The 19560-nt window shown below is 62.8% G+C and carries 22 protein-coding genes; 17 read left to right on the top strand and 5 right to left on the bottom strand.

Annotated features, from left to right (window positions below):
• Positions 1–20: 20 nt before the first annotated feature.
• From ACMUJL_RS03260 to ACMUJL_RS03230, 7 genes are all read left to right on the top strand, one after another.
• Complete coding sequence (locus ACMUJL_RS03260; RefSeq protein WP_375570478.1) at positions 21–1073, top strand: DUF4123 domain-containing protein; 1053 nt, start codon at positions 21–23, stop codon at positions 1071–1073.
• A gap of 46 nt (positions 1074–1119) precedes the next feature.
• Positions 1120–2442, top strand: coding sequence for a hypothetical protein (locus ACMUJL_RS03255; protein ID WP_416914118.1), 1323 nt, complete (start codon positions 1120–1122; stop codon positions 2440–2442).
• Positions 2443–2561: 119 nt separating this feature from the next.
• Entirely contained in the window at positions 2562–3221 is a 660-nt protein-coding gene (locus ACMUJL_RS03250; RefSeq protein ID WP_416914117.1) for a hypothetical protein, read from the top strand.
• Between the two features lie 81 nt (positions 3222–3302).
• Entirely contained in the window at positions 3303–4367 is a 1065-nt protein-coding gene (locus tag ACMUJL_RS03245; protein ID WP_416914116.1) for an HlyD family type I secretion periplasmic adaptor subunit, read from the top strand.
• Positions 4368–4393: 26 nt separating this feature from the next.
• Positions 4394–4978, top strand: coding sequence for a hypothetical protein (locus tag ACMUJL_RS03240; RefSeq protein WP_375570488.1), 585 nt, complete (start codon positions 4394–4396; stop codon positions 4976–4978).
• 302 nt (positions 4979–5280) lie between these two features.
• The gene (locus ACMUJL_RS03235) at positions 5281–5523 is read left to right on the top strand and encodes a hypothetical protein (protein ID WP_416914115.1); all 243 of its coding nucleotides are present in this window, start codon (positions 5281–5283) and stop codon (positions 5521–5523) included.
• Between the two features lie 107 nt (positions 5524–5630).
• A complete protein-coding gene (locus ACMUJL_RS03230; RefSeq protein ID WP_375570492.1) occupies positions 5631–5960 on the top strand; it encodes a hypothetical protein in 330 nt (109 codons plus the stop codon).
• A 43-nt stretch (positions 5961–6003) separates the two neighbouring features.
• On the opposite strand, the gene ACMUJL_RS03225 is transcribed toward ACMUJL_RS03230, so the two are convergent.
• Complete coding sequence (locus ACMUJL_RS03225; RefSeq protein WP_068293006.1) at positions 6004–6198, bottom strand: hypothetical protein; 195 nt, start codon at positions 6196–6198, stop codon at positions 6004–6006.
• Positions 6199–6530: 332 nt separating this feature from the next.
• Here ACMUJL_RS03225 and dusA point away from each other — a divergent pair, with 332 nt between their 5' ends.
• The 4 genes from dusA (at position 6531) to ACMUJL_RS03205 (ending at position 10399) form a co-directional block, all read left to right on the top strand.
• Positions 6531–7529: a tRNA dihydrouridine(20/20a) synthase DusA gene (gene dusA / locus ACMUJL_RS03220; RefSeq protein ID WP_375570494.1), complete on the top strand. Its 999-nt coding sequence runs from the start codon at positions 6531–6533 to the stop codon at positions 7527–7529.
• Positions 7530–7612: 83 nt separating this feature from the next.
• Positions 7613–8437, top strand: a complete 825-nt coding sequence (locus ACMUJL_RS03215; protein ID WP_375570496.1) for a sulfite exporter TauE/SafE family protein — start codon at positions 7613–7615, stop codon at positions 8435–8437.
• A gap of 1 nt (position 8438) precedes the next feature.
• Positions 8439–9221, top strand: coding sequence for a hypothetical protein (locus tag ACMUJL_RS03210; protein ID WP_375570498.1), 783 nt, complete (start codon positions 8439–8441; stop codon positions 9219–9221).
• 161 nt (positions 9222–9382) lie between these two features.
• Positions 9383–10399, top strand: coding sequence for a calcium-binding protein (locus ACMUJL_RS03205; protein ID WP_375570500.1), 1017 nt, complete (start codon positions 9383–9385; stop codon positions 10397–10399).
• A 43-nt stretch (positions 10400–10442) separates the two neighbouring features.
• Here ACMUJL_RS03205 and ACMUJL_RS03200 read toward each other — a convergent pair whose 3' ends face one another.
• Genes ACMUJL_RS03200 through ccmI form a run of 3 tightly spaced genes read right to left on the bottom strand, consistent with a single transcriptional unit; the run spans position 10443 to position 12395 of the window.
• The gene (locus ACMUJL_RS03200) at positions 10443–10676 is read right to left on the bottom strand and encodes a DUF1289 domain-containing protein (protein ID WP_068292992.1); all 234 of its coding nucleotides are present in this window, start codon (positions 10674–10676) and stop codon (positions 10443–10445) included.
• Positions 10669–11151, bottom strand: coding sequence for a Holliday junction resolvase RuvX (gene ruvX, locus ACMUJL_RS03195; protein ID WP_375570502.1), 483 nt, complete (start codon positions 11149–11151; stop codon positions 10669–10671). Before ruvX ends, ACMUJL_RS03200 begins: the two co-directional genes overlap by 8 nt.
• Positions 11148–12395, bottom strand: a complete 1248-nt coding sequence (gene ccmI, locus ACMUJL_RS03190) for a c-type cytochrome biogenesis protein CcmI (RefSeq protein ID WP_068292986.1) — start codon at positions 12393–12395, stop codon at positions 11148–11150. Before ccmI ends, ruvX begins: the two co-directional genes overlap by 4 nt.
• A 188-nt stretch (positions 12396–12583) precedes the next feature.
• Here ccmI and ACMUJL_RS03185 point away from each other — a divergent pair, with 188 nt between their 5' ends.
• On the top strand, positions 12584–13828 hold the full coding sequence (locus tag ACMUJL_RS03185; RefSeq protein WP_068292983.1) for a sarcosine oxidase subunit beta family protein: 1245 nt from the start codon (positions 12584–12586) through the stop codon (positions 13826–13828).
• A 12-nt stretch (positions 13829–13840) separates the two neighbouring features.
• Here ACMUJL_RS03185 and ACMUJL_RS03180 read toward each other — a convergent pair whose 3' ends face one another.
• Complete coding sequence (locus ACMUJL_RS03180; RefSeq protein ID WP_375570505.1) at positions 13841–14098, bottom strand: hypothetical protein; 258 nt, start codon at positions 14096–14098, stop codon at positions 13841–13843.
• A 175-nt stretch (positions 14099–14273) separates the two neighbouring features.
• Between ACMUJL_RS03180 and ACMUJL_RS03175 the strand changes: the two genes are divergently transcribed.
• The 5 genes from ACMUJL_RS03175 (at position 14274) to ACMUJL_RS03155 (ending at position 19485) form a co-directional block, all read left to right on the top strand.
• Positions 14274–14603 carry a sarcosine oxidase subunit delta gene (locus ACMUJL_RS03175; RefSeq protein ID WP_375570507.1) on the top strand — a complete coding sequence of 110 codons (330 nt, stop codon included), beginning with the start codon at positions 14274–14276 and terminating at the stop codon, positions 14601–14603.
• Positions 14600–17611 carry a sarcosine oxidase subunit alpha family protein gene (locus ACMUJL_RS03170; RefSeq protein WP_375570509.1) on the top strand — a complete coding sequence of 1004 codons (3012 nt, stop codon included), beginning with the start codon at positions 14600–14602 and terminating at the stop codon, positions 17609–17611. Before ACMUJL_RS03175 ends, ACMUJL_RS03170 begins: the two co-directional genes overlap by 4 nt.
• Positions 17604–18188: a sarcosine oxidase subunit gamma gene (locus ACMUJL_RS03165; protein ID WP_375570511.1), complete on the top strand. Its 585-nt coding sequence runs from the start codon at positions 17604–17606 to the stop codon at positions 18186–18188. Before ACMUJL_RS03170 ends, ACMUJL_RS03165 begins: the two co-directional genes overlap by 8 nt.
• A gap of 92 nt (positions 18189–18280) precedes the next feature.
• Positions 18281–18880, top strand: coding sequence for a superoxide dismutase (locus ACMUJL_RS03160; RefSeq protein ID WP_068292973.1), 600 nt, complete (start codon positions 18281–18283; stop codon positions 18878–18880).
• A gap of 149 nt (positions 18881–19029) precedes the next feature.
• The gene (locus ACMUJL_RS03155) at positions 19030–19485 is read left to right on the top strand and encodes a host attachment family protein (protein ID WP_068292970.1); all 456 of its coding nucleotides are present in this window, start codon (positions 19030–19032) and stop codon (positions 19483–19485) included.
• The last annotated feature ends 75 nt before the right edge of the window (positions 19486–19560 follow it).

Below are 19560 nucleotides of genomic sequence, written 5' to 3'. Positions count from 1 at the left end.
CTGTTGCCATCGGTCATAATGTGGCTTCCAGAAAGATTGTGCTTGGAATACGATTATGGCCTGTAAAGAGTATGGTCTGGAAAAGCATGCAGGACGACCGGTTTGAAGACAGTGGCGCCGCGGGTCAGGCGTTGCGCCCCAATCGCGAAGGGCGTTTGAATTGGACGGTCATCGAGGGCGTCTTTCCATACGCGGCGGCGCCGATCCTGACATCCCGGAACGTTGTCCCTGAACCGCTTGTCGATTTCCTGACAGGTGACGGCTCACACGTCTATGCGGTGCTGGACGCGGCCCGCGTATTCGGATTGCCAGAGAGACTGCAAGCCTCAGGCCTGGAGCACATCTGCCTCTATGAGGAGGAGGCAGGTTTGGAAGATGTGGCCCCATGGCTGGTATCCCTGCAGACCGATACACCGTTCTGCCAAAGCCTTTTCATGGCTGGCGACGCGCCCGGCTGTTTGTGGTCGCGCGAGCCTGGCATATTCGTGCGCACCGGGATGACATTGGCCGATCTGCGCAGACACCTGCGCAGGTTCACGCGCGTGACGGATGAGGCCGGGAACAGCCGCTTGTTCCGCTTCTGGGACCCACGGGTCATCGGACGGTATCTGCCCCTGCACCATCCGGATGCGTCCCTTCATGTGGCAGCCTTCATGTCCGGACTGGAAATCCTTGCTTGCGACATTCGCCGGAACCGTGCGCTGCATGTTGTCGGTGAACTGGCGCCGACAAAGCGGCCGCAAGGCCATTGGCCTTACCTTGCCCACGACATGGAGCAGGTGAGGCGGGGCATTTTCCGGGAAGACCTCGCGTTGCGCCTTGGCCGCCGCATCCGGGCGGTCGGAGCGCTGGAAGAGAGTGACCGCAAGGCCATGGTCCTCGATATGGAGAAACGATCACGTCGCCTTGGGCTGCTGTCGGACAAATCGGTCGAGCGCTATTGCCTGGCATCCCTCATGGTTGGTGGCCCAGCGGAAGAGGATGCGCGCCTTGCCGGGATGTTCTCGTCGCCTTTTCACGAATTGGACAGGTCGCGCATGCTGCTGGATGCGGCGCGAAAGCTAAGGCATTGAAATTATTTATATTTAAGTGATTAAAGAGTAAGGAAGGACTGACATCATGGTAGCCATCAACTGCGATGACCCTCTGGCGCGCTGCGAGGAGGGAAACATGTTCCGCGCGAACTCCAGTACACTTCGCGGCACGGTCGAAGCCCGTGTGAACGGGCTATCGACCGGACCCTTGCCCCATGGGGAGCGCATGATCCTTCCAAATGATCTTGCCGGTACAACAGGACAGCTGGATCTGATCCTGGGAGGGCAGTCCTATCCGATTTGCGAAAGGTTGCAGGACTACAACTTCACGCAGCCGCGGGACCTGGGGCTTTTGATCAGCGAAGTGAAGGATGACGCCTCCACGAACTCGGGCGGGACCGAACAGGACCTGCTGTTGCTGGCCGTCCCGCCGGCCCTGATGAGTGCCGCGCCGCCGGAAGGTGAAATCGACGTCGATCAGGCCCCTGATACGGTGCTGCTCTGGGCTGCCGTTACAATTCTTGCCGGGCTCGAAGTGTTGGACGAGGTGAGCGGCACACAGGCGCTGTTCGAGGCTACGGGCGAAATCATCGACCTGCGATCGACGGGGACCGATGGCGCACCCACGCTTGCTGATGTGGTGGCCGCCGTTCGCTCGCGCAATGGTCGCGCCGCCATCCGCGCCATGCTTGACGGCGGGGCAGGTGCACTGCGCGTTCTGCGGGACGGTGCCGGAAGGCTTATGGTCCTTGCGCGGATGCAGCCCGGATTGGCACGTCAGCTGATGGCTGGGGTGGTGGTGTCGATGACGCGCAATCGCATGGCTGTCGTGACCGCAGGCACACGCGGTCAGCTGGGCAGCCGCGCCGCCGCCACGCCGGCAAGCCGCATCCCGGTGGTCGGGTTCTTTATCGTGGGCACGATTGACGTGATCGAATGGTATTCCAATCCAGACTCACGCGGTGACTGGTCCCAGCTGTTCAGCATGCTGGTCGTCGATGGGGTCGCGCTGATGATTTCAGCAGCTGTCGGCAGCTTCATCGCCGGCGTCGTGGTCGGTGCGCTGACGGTCGGCGCAGCCGTGACGGTGGGCGCGGCCGTGGCGGGTGTTGCCGCGGGAATTGCGGCGGCGTTGGTCGCAGGCGCCGCGCTGACATGGATTGTGAACCGGACGGGATTGGTCGATCTGGTCGATCGCCTGGCCACTGCAGCCCACGACACGCTGGGCGCGGCCCTGCAAAGCGCCGTACGGGTCACCGGTACATTCGCGGACGAGCTGGCACGCATCTATCGCACTATCGAAGAAGAGGTTTACGGCCCGGGTGACTATATCGAAGATCTGGTCGAGGGCGTTCACGGCTATATCAATGGAATGACGCAGAGCGCCATTGGAAATATGCGACCATGATTTCCGGTTTGAGGGGCATTCATATCCGGTTCGCACCGGAAACCCATGGAGTGCCCAAGGCGACGTGGCAAATCTCGGCGGCATATGCAGTGCTTGGACCGCTGTACTACTTGGCCTCCTTGACGACGCTCGATGCGCCGGAATTGTTGTTCGACTTCGATAGGGCCCCCGTTGCGGCGGCAATCGGGTGGACAACGGTCATCGGCTTGGCCGTCTTTCACCTTGTCGCCTTGGTCATGACGCTCTCGCGTCGGGCTGCTGGCGCTGCCTTGGGGGTCATCGGCTTCGGCTGGGTGACGCCAATGGTCGCCGCGCTGGCCATCGCTGCGGTTCCGATCGGATCGGGTGCGATGATCATCTCGACCTTGCTGCTGATCGCCTGGACGTTTTGGCGCGCCCACGCAACTGTCCGGCGGGTCGCTTTCGGGCACATCGTGGCCATTGCGACCGAACGCTTCAAGGTGGAGGAGGGGAAGATGATCCTGATCTCCGCCTCGGCGCTTGAGGGGAAGACCGCTGTGGATCGCGCATTGGAAAACAAAGGCGGCTTTCTGGTGACGATCGCGGAATATGGCGGTGCGATCCTTGTCATGATTTTTGGTCCGCTCCTCCTTCCGCTGACGATCACGGGGGGGCTGGATGGCGGCAAGTCCCTACCTCTGGTGATCTGGTTCATATCGGTCGCGGTTTTACTGGCCGCGCGGCGGTCAATCTGCGTGTGGATTCTGCTGGCGCGGGCGGGAGGGCATGCGATGGCTGCCGAACGCGAGGCTGCCTGAGAGGTTTTGGGCGCTCTGAGGCCGTTTGTTCAGCCCGCAGGCCTTGATCATGGTCACAGACGTCAGACAGAGGCAGGGGAAGTGGTCTATGTTCTGGACGCGGAGTTCATTGCCGCAGAACTCAGCATATTCACCCAGCAGCTTGTCGACTTGTTGGCCAAGCGGTCGCGCCTGATCGCCGAAAGAGATGGCTTGCGCGTTGTCATGCCGCCAGAGCTGGAGGAACGAGATCACGACCTTTACGCGCGGATCGACACCGCCCTGACGTCAGAGCGCAAACTTTTCCAGGCTCGATTGGAGTCGCATGAAGCGGCTGTTGCACAGATCGAGGAGCGGATCCGCCGCACCCAAGAACAGCTTGTTTCGAACCGGGCACAGGTGACCGCGCTGGACAGCCGCATGGCGGTTGTGGATCGCGAGATGAAGACGATGGTGCAGCTCCAGGAAAAAGGGCTTGTCGAAACGCACCGGGCGCTTCTGTTGGAACGCGAAGTGGCCTCGATGGGGGGGGAGGCCGCGAGGATTGACTCCGCGTCAGCAGAGCTTCATGCCGTGACGGCGGAGCTTGAATTCGATGTCATCCGGCTCGGGATCACCAGGCGCGAGACGGCGATTGACCTGCTGCGTGAAATTGACCCGCAGATCCATAACCTGCAGCAAAGGCGTATCATCTTTCAGGAGCGCCTAAGCCGTTTGGAGGTTCGCGCCCCTATCGCCGGCACCATCTTCAACGCGCAGATCAACAACCTTGGGGCAGTGGTCGCAGCTGGTGCGCCACTTGCCGAGGTGGTCCCGGCCAATCAACCTTTGGAGATCATCAGCCGGGTGAGCATTTCCGACATCGAAAAAGTGCACATGGGCCAGACGGCGGTCGCGCGGTTCTCGTCGATTGATGTTTTTCCTTCCCCGGAATTCGAGGCGCGGGTGATAGGCATTTCTGCAAGCTCGATCGTGGAACAAAGCAACGGGACAGTCTTTTACGAGATCAAGCTGGCGCTTGATGATGCGTTGCGGGACGAGTTGAAGGCGCTTGAGCTTTTGCCGGGGATGCCGGTGGAGGTGTACATCAGCACGGATAATCGAACGCCCTTCAGCTACTTCATCAAGCCGTTTGCCGATTATTTCAATCAAGCCTTCAGGGACTAGGCCGCTTCGAGTCAGGATAGTATCGGATGGTGGACGGTGAAGACAAAGGTTTGGCGGATGTAAACGCAATCCTGGCCTTGCACGGTTATGTTGCGGTCCTGGCGCAACCCGAGATGTATGATCTCTTTGCGGCCGATCTGCGCGCATCGGACAAGTACGAGGCCAGTCGCACGCCGTTCGGGGACTGGCGGGTCGGATTGCATGCGGCGCTTGCCGCGCCCGATGCCTATTGCGTGCAGGCATCGGCGGGGCGTGCAGCTGCGCTGTTTGGCGTGTCCGCCCATTGCACGGAAGTGGGTCAAATCTGGATGGTTGCGACAGACCGTTTCATGCCTGAAGCATTCGCGCATTTCGGACCTCGGGCTGCGATCAAGATGACTTATGTGACGCGCGCGATGGTCGCGCTCTACCGCAAGAGGCATTCCACACTTTTCAACTTCATTCCTGACCGGCAAACGCAAACGATCCGTTGGTTGCGGCAGTCAGGGTTCGAATTCTTCCGGCATCCGTCACTCAGCACAGATATGCTGCTTTTCGCACAAGGATCGAGGGGCAGGTCCCTTTCACAGGATACAAACCTGTGGCTGTCCTCGGTGGGGCGCGGTCTTTAGGCGCCTGTGTCATGCCGGCCCCGGGGGGCGTGTCCTGCCGTTCGTCAGCACCAGCCGAACTGCTGCACGCCGAAAGGCCGGGGTCGGTCTGTTTCCGTCTCCGTTTGTTTGAGCCGGATTGGAGAGACATTACTTTGAAAGAGTTAGAACCGTTGGACAGTGAAAACACAGACCCAATGCCAGATCAATTGACATGACCGTAATGACTATGGGCAGCGCTTGGGAATGGGCAGGGGGGGGCGCAAATCCCGCCTGCCAGCGATTGCGCGCATTGCCACGATTGCAACCCACTTTATGAGTCCGTGGCACGGCGGGTGATCCACGCCTTGCAATTGCCCTTGATCGAGGAAACTCAGGAAGATCTGCGCGAGGATTTCCCGCACCTGAATTTCGTGAATCCGCTGCCGCGCAATCCAATCCGCAGGCTGCATGGGCAGGTGGACCGGATCAAGCGGATTTCAGGGCTCTATGCGGCTTCGTTTCGGTGGCTGGTGCATCTTGGGGTGCCGATCCCCTTTGTGGGGGCCGCCGCGCACAACGCCTGAGCATTACGCCCGGCTGAAACAGCGGTTTGGCGGTCGCGCCTTTGACGATGTCCCTGTTGCCGAGCGCATCGCAGGGTTTGCGGAGTATTTGCGCAATGATTGCGGGCGTGGCTGACCCGGACGGCCTCGATTGGTGGATGGACTCCGCAGGCCCTGCAGAGGTGCGCACAGGGTTCGAACCGCTGATTGACACATTTGAAGGGGTTTTGCCGCTGGACCCTGGGTTTGATCAGGCGACGACCGGTTGTGTTCCGCAACAGTTGCGCGCACCGTTGTTTGGTCCGCATCCCATGCCTGACACAGCAGCTCAGATGGCACGATCGCAAGAGGCTGGTGGCAGCGCAGCACAGACCCATGCCTTGTCCTTGCAGCACTTCAACTTGCCGAAGCTTCAGCACCACGTCTTCGGGTTTGTCTCGCTTTCCAGCCATTTCTGATCCTCCTGAAACGGGATAACACTATCCCAGTTAGTGGACCAATTCAGTGGGGGCACTCCATCATCTTGATCACCCCGATATCGATCCCGAGCGTCACCGGACCCGCACCTTTCTCCGCACGCATCTTGCCGTAGTCGATCAGCTTTTGCCGGTCGAGGTGCCCGATCGTTTCCTTGCCGAGATCGCGCTTGGGCGTGGCGGCCTTGGTTCGCGATGCGGCGGTTTCCCTACCTCGCACATATCGGTTATATGAAGATCAATGAGGTCGCCAAAGGTCTGGAGGCGGGAAACGGACGACTTGTTCGGCGCCAGCCCCTGATCGACCCGGGTCTCTGCTCGGGCAGGGCCGAACGATGGGCGTCGTCGCGGCGGAGGAATGTCTCGCTCGCGTAGCGGCCCTTTCGTCTGATCTGGACCCGGTAGGCACCGGAGGGGAGCTTGGTGATGGAGGCCATTTTCGTGTGCGGCTCATGTGTGCAATGAGTTGTCGTAGAGGGGCAAATTCGGGGATATGAGGGCGTATTCCAGCGTAGCAGAATCCGCCGCCAACAGTTTGAAGATACACAAAAAATGAAAATAAATCAACACGCTAGATTATCCGTTGCCCCGATGATGGACTGGACAGATCGGCATTGCCGCTACCTGCATCGGCTGATGTCGCGGCATGCGCTGCTTTACACCGAAATGGTGACCGCACCCGCGCTGGTGCGCGGTGGCGCGCTGCATCTGCTGGATCATCACCCGGCCGAACATCCGGTGGCCTTGCAACTGGGCGGATCGGATCCGGCCGAGCTGGCACAGGCGGCGCGGCTGGGCGCGCAGGCGGGCTATCACGAGATCAACCTGAACGTTGGTTGCCCCTCGGACCGCGTGCAATCGGGCACCTTCGGGGCGGTTCTGATGAAACAGCCCGCGCTGGTCGCCGAGTGCGTGGCCGCGATGCGCGCCGCCGTGGATGTCGAGGTGACCGTGAAATGCCGCATCGGTGTGGATGACCAGAACCCCGAAGAGGTTCTGCCCGAATTCCTGTCCCGCGTGGGCGCGGCCGGATGCGGTCGCTTCATCATTCATGCGCGCAAGGCCTGGCTTCAGGGGCTCAGCCCCAAGGAAAACCGCGAGATCCCGCCGCTGGATCACGATCTGGTGCTGAAGATGAGGGGGATGTTCGGAGGGCTGCACATCTCGATCAATGGCGGCATTACCAATCTGGATCAGGCGCTCCCCTTCCTTGATGCCGGGTTGGACGGGGTGATGGTGGGACGTGCAGCCTATCACCAGCCCGCCGATATCCTGTGCAGGGCGGATCGCCTGATCTGGGGGCAGGGGCAGGACAGCGACCCGGTGGAGGTGGTCATGCAGATGGGTGACTACATCACGGATCACATCGCGCAGGGCGGGCGGCTGCATCAGGTCACGCGCCATATGCTGGGACTGTTCGCAGGCACGCCCGGTGCGCGCCAGTGGCGGCGCATCCTGTCCGAAGGCGCCTCGCGCGAGGGGGCGGATTTCGCGCTGGTCCGCCAGGCGCTGGACGCGGTGCTGGAGGCGCGGGCCCAGGCCGTCGCCTGACCCGTGCCAGCTTTTGCCATTGTCCCTGTCTGCAAAACGCGGTCTATCTGCCGCGCAAGCGAAAGACCCAAGGAGGCGCGATAGTGCCCGACAAGATCCTGCTGGTAGAGATGCTGGTGATGCTGATGGCCGTGGGCGCCTTCGCCGGGGTGCTGGCCGGTCTGCTGGGCGTCGGGGGCGGGATCATCCTTGTCCCTTCCTTCTTCTACGTCTTCCAGACCCTGGGCTATGACAACCCGCAACTGATGCAGATCTGCCTGGCCACGTCGCTGGCCACGATCATCGTGACCTCTGCTCGGTCTGTGCTGAGCCACAACAGGAAAGGCGCCGTCGAATGGTCGATCCTGCGCGGCTGGGCGTCGGGCATCGCGATGGGGGCGGTGCTGGGGGTGCTGGTGGCGTCATCGCTGCGCTCGGTCACCCTGCAGGCATTGTTTGGCGGGCTGGCGCTGACGGTGGGGATCTACATGATCGTCTCGCGGGCGCATTGGCGGCTGGGCGACGAGATGCCCAAGGGGCTGCGCCGGATGCTCATGTCACCCGCGATGGGCTTTCTGTCGGTCCTGATGGGGATCGGTGGCGGCAGTTTCGGTGTGCCTGTCATGACGCTTTACGGCGTGCCGATCCACCGAGCGGTGGCCACGGCGGCGGGGTTCGGCGTCATCATCGCCGTGCCATCGGTCATTGTCTTTCTGATGATCCAGATCGATCCGACCGCAAGGCCGCCCTTTACCCTCGGGGCGGTCAATGTCGTGGCCTTTGCCGTGGTTGTCACCATGACCTTGATCACCGCGCCGCTGGGGGTCAAGCTGGCCCATGCGCTGGATCCCAAACCCCTCAAGCGGGCTTTCGCCGTGTTCCTGACGCTGGTGGCGCTGAACATGCTGCGCAAATCCATGGGCTGGTGACATGCCGGATCTTGCCACGGATGGCTGGATCACCTTTCCTGCCGATCCGGCAGTTCTGACATGGGTGGATGCGGTGCGTCCGCGCGCTCTGGCTGCCGTGCACGATCCCGAACAGCGCGCCCGCGGTCTGGTCTGCGAGGGTACATGGTTCGTCGGTGTCGATGCCCTGGACAATGATGCGGATGGAACGGTGGATGGCGTGCCGCTGGCCGGGATCGCGCGGCAGGCGGCGGATGCGCTGTTTGGCGTATTGCCTTTGCATCGCGCGCAAGTCTCGGTGACCTGGCCGGGCTATCCGCGCCCAAGAGCCGGGGAAAGCGACGCCGCTTTCCGGTACCGGCAGCGTCGCGATGCGGCGCATCTGGACGGCCTGCTGGCCGAGGGGCCGGAACGTCGGCGCTTCATGCGCGAACATCATGCCTGGATCCTTGGCCTTCCGCTGACCGCATGCGATGCAGGTGCAAGCCCGCTTGTGGTCTGGCGCGGCAGTCATCATGTCTTGCGCCGCGCCCTGCTGCGGGCCTGCGCAGGGCATCCGCCTGCGACATGGCCCGACCTCGATGTCACCGAGGCCTATACAGCGGCGCGGGCCGAGGTGTTCGAGACCTGTGAACGGGTTGAGCTGCATTCCACGCCGGGCCAGGCCTATCTGGTGCACCGCCTTGCCCTGCACGGTGTCGCACCCTGGGCGGATGGGGCGAAGGCCCCGGCAGAGGGGCGCATGATCGCCTATTTCCGGCCGCTGCTGCCGGATGGGGCGGCGCAATGGTTGATGGCCGACTGACCGGGTCGGTATTGTTTCAAATTATTCGATAATGCAGCCTTTTGCGGTCGATTGTTTTCCGTGAATTGTGTCTGTCGTATCCATGCCGTCATCGCCCTTGAATTTGTTGGCGCACTGCGTAGAGATTTTCTCGTAAGGTATTGTTCATAAGGGTTTTGCTCATGGTTGAGCCACTTCTGGTAATGGGATTGGTCGCGGCTGGATCACTTCTGAGTGTGCTCTTCGGGGGCGACGGCGAAGATGGCGATGACCGCGCGGCAGACGGGTCATCAGAAACGGATGAACCCGGTCAGGAACTGCGCGGCGGGCCGTCGGATGATCTGCTGCTCGGCGGTGCAGGCGATGACAGCATAGTCGGCAACCTTGGCAATGACACCTTGGCGGGCGGCGCAGGAGACGATCTTCTGCTCGGACGCGGTGGCGATGACCAGATTGATGGCGACGCGGGGGAAGACAGCATTTCCGGTGAAAGGGGCATGGACCGCCTGTTTGGCGGCACCGGCGACGATCTTCTGGATGGCGGCGAGGGCGACGATCTGCTCAACGGCGGCAATGGCGCGGACACGCTTCTGGGGGGAGGCAACGACGACGTCATGCGTGGTGGCGCGGGTAACGATCTGTTGCTTGGCGGATTTGGCGAGGACCTTCTGCAAGGTAACGGCGGCGCTGACACGCTGGACGGTGAAGGCGGCGACGATGTGCTTGAAGGCGGTGAAGGTTCCGACCAGCTGTTCGGCGCAGAGGGCAGCGACGTTCTGATCGGTGTTCTGCGGGCTGACGGCGCAAGCGTGGTTTCGGGTGGGGAACAGATCCTGCCGGCCATGGATGTTGTCGATCCCGACACGCTTTATGGTGGGCCGGGTGAGGATCTCATGATCCTTGGCCGAGGCGATATCGCCTATGGCGGCGGCGCCGAGGATACATTTGCAGTCGGCTCATGGATGACCGCCTCGACCGATACCGGTGTCATCGCGGATTTCGAACCTACGGGCGAAGAAATCCTGGTCCTTCTGCCACAGACCTATGCCGGTGCCGGGGTGGTCACGATCCTGGGCGAGAATACCGATGCGCTGGTACAGGTTGACGGGCAGACCTATGCGCGTGTGACCGGGGCAGCGGCAACCCTGACCCCCGCCATGGTGTCGGTCGTATTAACACCGTTTGTCGTGGCGGGCTGACCGGGCGGGCTGACCGGGCGGGGGCGCCGGGGCGCCGCGCGTCTCACTGGTCTTGCGCAAGGCGCGCCGCACGTCCGCCGCGACGTTGTTTCAGACGTGGCGCGCGGGCGGGCAGGTCTTCCATCACCGCGCGACGGGCGGCGGGTGTCATGCGCGACCACTGGGTGATCTCGTCAATGCTGCGCAGGCAGCCGGTGCACAACCGTTCTGCCGGATGGATGACGCAAATCTTGATGCAGGGGCTCTCGATCTCGTCGCGCTTCCAGATGTCATCCATGGGTCTGCACCTTCAAATGCGCCAGCCGGTCCAGCGCTCCTTGCAGGATATAGGACGCGGCCACGTGGTCGATAACCTCGGCGCGACGTTTTCGTGTCGTATCCGCCTCCAGAAGCGCGCGTTCGGCGGCAACCGTCGACAGGCGTTCGTCCCAGTAACCGATGGGCAGCTCCGTCAGACGGCTGAGATTGCGGGCGAAGGCGCGGGTCTTTTGACAGCGCGGGCCCTCGGTGCCGTCCATGTTGCGCGGCAGGCCAAGGATGATCCCCCCGATGGCGCGGGCGGTCAGAACCTCCAGCAACTGGGCCGCATCGGTGGCGAACTTGGTCCGCCGTATGGTCTGCAGGGGCGTTGCCACCGACAGCATCAGATCCGACACGGCGATGCCGATGGTCTTGTCGCCGAAATCCAGACCCGCCAGCGCGCGATGCCGGGGCAGGGCGGCGGCGAAATCCTCGATCGTTTCGCAGATCATTCGGTCAGACCGGCGCGGCGCGCGGCGTCGTTCACCTCGGCCAGGCCTTCGGGGCTGTCCCAGAAGACGCTTTGCGCCTCTTCCCAGATCACGCGGGCCTGCCGTTCATCGCCAAGCACACCCAATGCTCCGATCAGTCGCGCCCATTCGGCCGAGTTGCCCCCCTGCAGGGCCAGCCGGTCGGACAGGTTCTGCACCATGGTGCGGATCATCTGCATCCGGTCCTCGCCGCTCATGTTCTGGGCGGCTGCGATGTCATCGGCAGAGGGGCCCGCCAGCGGCGGTTCGGCGGGCGCATCGCCTGCGGGCGGCAGGGTGAAGTTGCGCTCACCGGCCCGGAAGGCCATGTCCTCGATCTGGGCACGCACGGCCAGGATATGCGGCGCGCCCTCGGGCCCGTCACGCAACAGCGCCTCCCAGGTGCGGAAGGCATTGTCGGGACGTCCGGTCTGCGCCTGCAACAGGCCGACATAATAACGCGCCGGACCGTTCTGCGGGTCGCGGGTCAGCGCCGCGCGCAGGGCCGCCTCGGCCTCGGGCGAGACATAGCCGCCAGCGGCCAGAACCATCATGTCGGCATAGTCCACGTAATCGGCGGCTGTCGCCTGATCGCCCTTGATCGACAGAACCTGCGCCTGCGCCTTGTAGGCGGCGACGAAATTGCCCAGCACGGCCTCGTTGCGGGCCAGCAGCAGCGCACCCTGCAGATCGCCGGGGCGTTCCGCGACGGCGGTGCGCAGCTGATCCATCAGGCGGATGAAATCGGGCGAGGGGGCCTGCACCGTGGCGCTGGCGGGCACGCGCGCTTCGGCCTCGGCCTGGCTGATCCGGTTCAGCCGCGCGTCCTGCGCGGCCTCGATCCGGCTGGCCAGCCCCATGTCGGGATACCCCGGTGCGCCGATGCGGGAATAGACCCAGACAGAGCCGCCAACCAGCAGCGCCAGCGACACCGCTGCCCCCGTCAGGGCCAGCGCGCGGGGCTGCGCGGTGGCATCGCCACCTTTCTGAAGCTGGGCATCCGCCGCAAGGATGCGGCGCGACACCTCGGCGCGGATACGCTCTGCGTCGTCGGGTCCGATCACGCCACGGGCGAGGTCGCGTTCGACTTCCTTCAACTGGTCGCGGTACACCCGCAGGTCATAGGCTGCCGGTGGTTCGTCACCGATGCGCCCGCGCAGGATGGCAAGCGCCAGCAGGGCCGCCACAGCGAAAGCCAGCGCCGAAATGATAACCCAGATCGCCATGCGTCCTCCTTGGTTCTGGCCATCATGTATATGCGCGGGGGGCGCGAAAAAAGGGCAAACTGCCGCAACGGTCCACCATGTCGCATCCATGCATTATTATGACGTTCTCAAACGGGGGTGAAACCTGCCCAAGGTCCAGATATCACCGCAGGACAAGCCGAACCGGATTCGAAGGATCAGTGCCGCCGATGAAACGCTATTCCGTCTTTGCCATCGCCCGCGAAGCCATGCGCCAGCACAGCGGCTGGACACGCGCATGGCGCGATGCCGCCCCGAAAAAGAAGTACGATGCGATCATCGTGGGCGCGGGCGGGCATGGCCTGGCCACGGCCTATTACCTTGGCAAGAATTTCGGCATCACCAATGTCGCGATCCTTGAAAAGGGCTGGCTGGGCGGTGGCAACACCGGCCGCAACACCACGATCATCCGGTCGAACTACCTGCAGGATGCCTCGGCTGCGATCTACGAGAAATCGCGCAGCCTGTACGAGACGATGAGTCAGGATCTGAACTACAACGTGATGTTCAGCCCGCGCGGCGTGATGATGCTCGCCCAGACCCAGCACGAGGTGCGCGGCTATCAGCGCACGGCGCATGCCAACGCGTTGCAGGGCGTCAAGACCGAGTTCATCAGCCCTGCGAAGGTCAAGGAACTGGTGCCGATCATCAATATCGACGGGCCGCGCTATCCGGTGCTGGGCGCGCTGTGGCAGGCGCGGGGCGGCACCGCGCGCCATGACGCGGTGGCATGGGGCTATGCGCGGGCCTGTTCGGACATGGGCATGGACGTGATCCAGCAATGCGAGGTCAAGGCCGTGCGCCGCGAAGGTGGCCGCGTCGTGGGTGTGGACACGACGAAGGGCGCCATCGACTGCGACAAGCTGGGCATCGTCGTGGCGGGCAATTCGTCGGTCGTGGCGGATATGGCGGGCTTCCGTCTACCGATTGAATCGCTGGCGCTGCAGGCGCTGGTGTCCGAGCCGATCAAGCCCTGCATGGATGTGGTCGTGATGGCCAATACCGTGCATGGCTACATGTCGCAGTCCGACAAGGGCGAGATGGTGATCGGCGGCGGCACGGATGGCTACAACAACTACACCCAGCGCGGCAGCTTCCATCACATCGAGGAAACCGTCCGCGCCCTGATCGAAACCTTCCCGATGATCTCGCGCCTCAAGATGCTGCGCCAGTGGGGCGGCATCGTGGACATGACGGGCGACCGTTCACCCATCCTGTCGAAAACCCCCGTGGAAGGCGTCTTCGTCAACTGCGGCTGGGGCACGGGCGGCTTCAAGGCGATCCCCGGATCAGGCTGGGCCATGGCCGAACTGATGGCCAAGGGCCATTCGCCCCTGACCGAGGAATTCTCGATGTTCCGCTTCCGCGAAGGCAAGTTCATCGACGAAAGCGTGGCCGCGGGGGTGGCGCATTGATGGGACAAGCGTTTACTCATATCTCTGCATCATCCAAGCGTACTCAAGGCGGACTTGATCCATGGCTTCTTGGTCATGAAAATCAAATGCTCTATGGCGCAATTCCTGTATGTAAGGATCGGCATGCTCACAGGCCCATTCTTCAAGTTGCCTCCAATCAAGTTGCTTCTCAAATCCGCGTTCTGCAATTGAGGCCTGAGGATCTGCTTGTTCACCATTCAGGAAGCGGAAGAAAGAACCAAGCTCCTCTTCAAAATCGTCAAGTTTCATGTCTTTCCTCAGATAATCGAGCCACCTCTCTCATGAGTATCCGAGAGAGCAGAGTTGGAGGCAAATTGTATGTTTTTGGGGATAGGCTGTGCATATCCACAAGTAACCCCAATGCAGGTTTTGCTTTTGCCCTTGGGGATAACTCACCAAACCAGCCCCTCACCGGAGGCATGACATGCTGACCCTTCAATGCCCCTATTGCGGCGTGCAAGCCGACGAGACGGAACTGAGCGCGGGTGGCGAGGCGCATCTGAAACGCTTCGGGCCCGGCTCAGGCGATGAGGCGTTCGAGAACTACCTGTTCATGCGCGAGAACCCCAAGGGCGTGCATTTCGAACGCTGGCGGCACAGCTATGGCTGCGGCAAGTGGTTCCATGCGGCCCGCTGCACCATGACGCTGGAGGTGTTCGGCACCTACAAGGCCCAGACCACCGAATTGCCCCAGGACATCAAGGACAAGATCAGCGCCAAACGGCCCGGCTGGTCATGGAGAGAGTTTCAATGAGCACGCGTCTCGCAACAGGTGGCCGCCTTCTGAACCGGGGAAAGCAGGTCACGTTCCGCTTCAACGGCAAATACCTCAAGGGGTATGAGGGCGACACGCTGGCCTCGGCCCTGCTGGCCAATGATCAGATGCTGATGGGCCGGTCCTTCAAGTATCACCGCCCGCGCGGTGTCGTGGCCTCGGGCGCCGAGGAACCCAATGCCCTTGTGGGTCTGGGCGCAGGCGCGCGGTTCGAGCCGAACCAGCGCGTCACCACGACCGAGCTTTTTGATGGGTTGCAGGCCGAAAGCCAGAACCACTGGCCCAGTCTTGAATATGACATCGGCGCGGTGAACACCTACCTAAGCCGGTTCCTGCCGGCGGGTTTCTATTATAAGATGTTCCTGTTCCCGCGGGCCTTCTGGAAACATGTCTACGAGCCCTTCATCCGCATGTCGGCGGGCCTGGGCAAGGCACCGACCATGGCGGACGCGGATCGTTACGAGCATTTCAACGCAACCGTGGACGTGCTGGTGATCGGCGGCGGCGTTGCGGGCCTGCAGGCGGCGCTGGCCGCAGGCCGGTCCGGCGCGCGTGTGCTGCTGCTGGAACAGACCGCCCATTGGGGCGGTCGCGCGCCCGTGGATGGCGGCACCGTGGATGGGCAGCCTGTTGATGCCTGGATTGCAACAGCCGTTTCCGAATTGGAAACAATGGGCAATGTCACCCTGCGCCTGCGCTGCATGGGGGCAGGGGTCTATGATCACGGCTATGTGCTGGGCTACGAGCGCCTGCGCGATCATGCACCCGAAGTTGATGGTCCGCGCCACCGGCTGTGGAAGATCCGCACCCGGCAGATCGTGACCGCGACGGGTGCGATCGAACGGCCCTTGTCCTTCGCGGGCAACGATATTCCGGGCGTCATGCTGGCCTCGGCCCTGCGCGATTATGCCGTGAACTGGGGTATCTCGGTCGGTGACCGCGTGGTGATCGCGACCAATAACGATGATGCCTATCGCACCGCGATCACGCTGAAGGAACTTGGCCTTGCGGTGCCGGTGATCCTGGATGCCCGCGCATCCGGTGGCGGGGCGCTGGCCGATCAGGCGCGCGGCCTCGGCATCCGGGTCGAGAACGGCAAGGCCATCGCAAAGGTCAAGGGCGGCAAGCGCGTGACCGGCGTGGCGATCTGCGCGCAGGCGGGCGAAGGTGGCGTTCTGGACGAGGTGGCTTGCGACGCGGTTGCCATGTCGGGCGGCTGGTCGCCCGTGGTGCACCTGTGGTCCCATTGCGGGGGCAAGCTGATCTGGGATGCGGATCAGGCGATGTTCCGTCCCGATCCCGAAAAGGCGCCCACCGGCGCCGATGGTCAGCCGATGGTGATCGCGGCCGGTGCCGCCAATGGCGCGATGGACCTGGCGCTGGCCTTGGCCGATGGCGATCTGGCCGGGCGGGCTGCGGCGCAGGCCGCTGGCCACATGCCCGTGACGGGCAAGGCCCCCGTGGCGGAGCAGCAGATCGAGGCGCCCATCGCGCCGGTCTGGATGATGCCGCAGGGTGCCACCTATGGGCTGCGGTCCAAGGCATGGCTGGATTTCCAGAACGACGTGAAGGTCTCGGACGTGCAACTGGCCGCGCAGGAAGGTTTCACTTCCGTCGAACACGCCAAGCGCTACACGACGCTGGGCATGGCCACGGATCAGGGCAAGCTGAGCAATATCAACGGCCTGGCAACGCTTGCCAAGTCGCTGAACACCGATATTCCCAGCGTCGGCACGACGACCTTCCGCCCCCCCTATACCCCGATCAGCATGGGGGCCATCGCGGGCGAGGCACGCGGCGACATCTTCCAGCCGCTGCGTCGCACCCCCCTGCATGACTGGCACGCGGCACAGGGCGCCTATTGGGAACCCGTCGGCCACTGGCGCCGCCCCTATTGCTATCCGCGCAGCGGCGAAAGCCACTTCGACGCGGTCAGCCGCGAGGTCAAGCAGACGCGCGCCAGCCTTGGGCTGCTGGATGCATCGACCCTTGGCAAGCTGGTGGTCAAGGGCCCCGATGCGGGCCGGTTCCTCGACATGCTCTATACCAACATGATGAGCACGCTGCCGGTCGGCAAATGCCGCTATGGCCTCATGTGCTCGGAAAACGGGTTCCTGATGGATGACGGCGTGGTGGCGCGCATGTCCGAGGACACCTGGCTTTGCCATACGACCACGGGCGGCGCGGACCGTATCCACGCCCATATGGAAGAATGGCTGCAAACCGAATGGTGGGACTGGAAAGTCTATGTCGCCAACGTGACCGAGGCCTGGGCGCAATTCGCCGTGGTCGGCCCCAATGCCCGCAAGGTGCTGGAAAAGCTGGGCGGTATGGATGTGTCCAAGGACACGCTGCCCTTCATGCAATGGGCCGAGGGCACACTGGGAGAGGTGCCTGCGCGGGTCTTCCGCATCTCTTTCTCGGGCGAGCTCAGCTATGAGATCGCCGTTCCCGCCAGCCATGGCCGTGCCTTCTGGGACCGCCTGATGCAGGAGGGGGCCGAGTTCGGCGTAATGCCCTATGGCACCGAGGCGCTGCACGTGATGCGGGCCGAAAAAGGCTTCATCATGATCGGTGACGAAACCGACGGGACCATCATCCCGCAGGATCTGGGTCTGGGCTGGGCGATCTCGAAGAAAAAGGAAGACTATCTCGGCAAGCGCGGACAGGAGCGCAGCCACATGGTCAACCCGAACCGCTGGCAGCTGGTAGGGCTTGAGACGCTGGATGGCAGCACGCTGCCCGATGGCGCCTATGCCTTGGCAGAGGGCACCAACGCCAATGGTCAGCGCAACACCCAGGGACGCGTCACCTCGACCTATCATTCGCCCACGCTGGAGCGCGGCATCGCCATGGGGATCGTGCTGAACGGCCCCGCCCGCATGGGCGAGGTAATCGCCTTCGGCAAGACCGACGGGACCGAGGTGAAGGCGAAGATCGTCGATCAGGTCTTTTACGACAAGGACGGAGTGAAGCAGAATGTCTGAACCGGTCAGCGCCCTGAATGGGGCCAGTTTCGAAGGTCTCGTGACACTGCAGGACCGTGGTCCGACGGGCATGATCACCCTGCGCGGCGATCTGGCGGCACCCGTCATGGCGCAGGCGCTGGACAAGGCGCTTGGCCTGACCGTGCCCGACACACGCCGTGTTCAACCCGCCAAGGGTGTCAGCAAGGGGCAGGCCGCCTGGATGTCACCGGACGAGCTGCTGCTGATCCTGCCCTACGGCCAGGTATCCAGCGTCTGCGCCAACCTTTCGGCCACGCTTGAGGGGACGCATCACCTTGTGGCGGATGTCTCGGACGCGCGCGCGTTGATCACGGTCAGCGGACAGGACGCGCATGTGCGCGAGGTGCTGGCGAAACTGGCGCCGGTCGATCTGCATCCGGCACAATTCGGCTCCGGCGACTTCCGCCGCACCCGTTTGGCGCAGGTCGCGGGTGCCTTCTGGATGCCCGAGGCCGGCCAGATCAACGTGATCTGTTTCCGTTCGGTCGCGCAATATGTCTTTGACCTGCTCGGCGCCGCCGCAGACCCTGCCGCATCGGTCGATTATTTCGGCTGAGACAGCCACTTGGGCAGGGCGGGGGTTGACCTTGCCCCCCCAAGCCTACCATCTAGGCCCGAGAGACAACTGCAACAGAGGGGGGCCGACCAATGGCTTTTGAACTTCCTGATCTTCCCTATGCCCATGACGCGCTGGCCGCACATGGCATGTCCGCCGAAACCTTCGAATATCATCACGATATCCATCACAAGGCCTATGTGGACAACGGCAACAAGCTGATCGCCGGCACCGAATGGGAAGGCAAATCGCTGGAAGACATCATCACCGGCACCTATCAGGCAGGCGCCGTGGCCCAGAACGGGATCTTCAACAACGCCTCGCAGCACTGGAACCATGTCCAGTTCTGGGAGATGATGGGCCCCGGCAAGGGCGCGATGCCCGGCGAGCTGGAAAAGGCCATCACCGAAAGCTTCGGCTCGGTCGCCAAGTTCAAGGAAGATTTCGCCGCCGCGGGCGCGGGCCAGTTCGGTTCGGGCTGGTGCTGGCTGGTCAAGGACAAGGACGGTGCGCTGAAGGTCACCAAGACCGAAAACGGCGTGAACCCGCTGTGCTTCGGACAGACAGCGCTTCTGGGCTGCGACGTGTGGGAACATTCCTACTACATCGATTTCCGCAACAAGCGCCCGGCTTACCTGTCGAACTTTCTGGAAAACCTCGTGAATTGGGAAAACGTGGCCTCGCGCCTCTGATCCCGGTCAGGCTGACGCCTTGCAGACAGAACCCCGCGCTTGCTTGCGCGGGGTTTTTTTATTCCAAAAATGATATATGATTCAGTCAGCGCGCGATCAGACCTGCCCGGCCCTGCAAGGACCGGGGCAAGACGACTCTGGAGGACGCGATGATACGACTTGAAAAAGACACCTGGGTTCTGGTCGCCGACGGTGAGAAGGCGCTGTTTCTGTGCAACGAGGGCGGCGCGGTCGATCCCAGGCTGTCGGTGATGCGGATCGAGGAACAGGACAACCCCAGCCAGAAAGATCAGGTATCGGATCGGCCCGGACGACGGCCCGACGCCAGCATGGGGCAGCGTTCCGCGATGGAGGAGGCGGACTGGCACCAGCTGGCCAAGGATCGCTTCGCCGCCGAGATGTCGGCGATCCTGTCGCGGATGGTGGGGCGCGGCCATATCGGGCGCATGGTCATCGTGGCCCCGCCGCGCAGCCTGGGCGAGTTGCGCGACCATCTGGACGAGGCTGTGCTGAAAACCCTGGTGGCGGAGATCCCCAAGACACTGACGCGCCATCCCTTGCCTGAGCTTCAGAAGATCGTGATTGCCGATCTCGAGGCGATGTAGCGCCGGGTTGACTGCGCCGATGCGGCCATGACGGATTGAACCCGGCACGCGGCTGCGCCAAGGTGACGGGGCGCA

Source organism: Seohaeicola sp., from assembly GCF_048006315.1.
Classification (GTDB): Bacteria; Pseudomonadota; Alphaproteobacteria; order Rhodobacterales; family Rhodobacteraceae; genus Seohaeicola.
This window is presented reverse-complemented; position numbering and strand designations above follow the sequence as displayed.

Coding starts and splice junctions, on each gene's coding strand:
- ACMUJL_RS03255 (WP_416914118.1), top strand. CDS start 1,120: ATGGTAGCCATCAACTGCGATGACCCTCTGGCGCGCTGCGAGGAGGGA.
- ACMUJL_RS03240 (WP_375570488.1), top strand. CDS start 4,394: ATGGTGGACGGTGAAGACAAAGGTTTGGCGGATGTAAACGCAATCCTG.
- dusA (WP_375570494.1), top strand. CDS start 6,531: ATGAAAATAAATCAACACGCTAGATTATCCGTTGCCCCGATGATGGAC.
- ACMUJL_RS03210 (WP_375570498.1), top strand. CDS start 8,439: ATGCCGGATCTTGCCACGGATGGCTGGATCACCTTTCCTGCCGATCCG.
- ACMUJL_RS03205 (WP_375570500.1), top strand. CDS start 9,383: ATGGTTGAGCCACTTCTGGTAATGGGATTGGTCGCGGCTGGATCACTT.
- ACMUJL_RS03200 (WP_068292992.1), bottom strand. CDS start 10,676: ATGGATGACATCTGGAAGCGCGACGAGATCGAGAGCCCCTGCATCAAG.
- ruvX (WP_375570502.1), bottom strand. CDS start 11,151: ATGATCTGCGAAACGATCGAGGATTTCGCCGCCGCCCTGCCCCGGCAT.
- ccmI (WP_068292986.1), bottom strand. CDS start 12,395: ATGGCGATCTGGGTTATCATTTCGGCGCTGGCTTTCGCTGTGGCGGCC.
- ACMUJL_RS03185 (WP_068292983.1), top strand. CDS start 12,584: ATGAAACGCTATTCCGTCTTTGCCATCGCCCGCGAAGCCATGCGCCAG.
- ACMUJL_RS03180 (WP_375570505.1), bottom strand. CDS start 14,098: ATGAAACTTGACGATTTTGAAGAGGAGCTTGGTTCTTTCTTCCGCTTC.
- ACMUJL_RS03175 (WP_375570507.1), top strand. CDS start 14,274: ATGCTGACCCTTCAATGCCCCTATTGCGGCGTGCAAGCCGACGAGACG.
- ACMUJL_RS03170 (WP_375570509.1), top strand. CDS start 14,600: ATGAGCACGCGTCTCGCAACAGGTGGCCGCCTTCTGAACCGGGGAAAG.
- ACMUJL_RS03165 (WP_375570511.1), top strand. CDS start 17,604: ATGTCTGAACCGGTCAGCGCCCTGAATGGGGCCAGTTTCGAAGGTCTC.
- ACMUJL_RS03160 (WP_068292973.1), top strand. CDS start 18,281: ATGGCTTTTGAACTTCCTGATCTTCCCTATGCCCATGACGCGCTGGCC.
- ACMUJL_RS03155 (WP_068292970.1), top strand. CDS start 19,030: ATGATACGACTTGAAAAAGACACCTGGGTTCTGGTCGCCGACGGTGAG.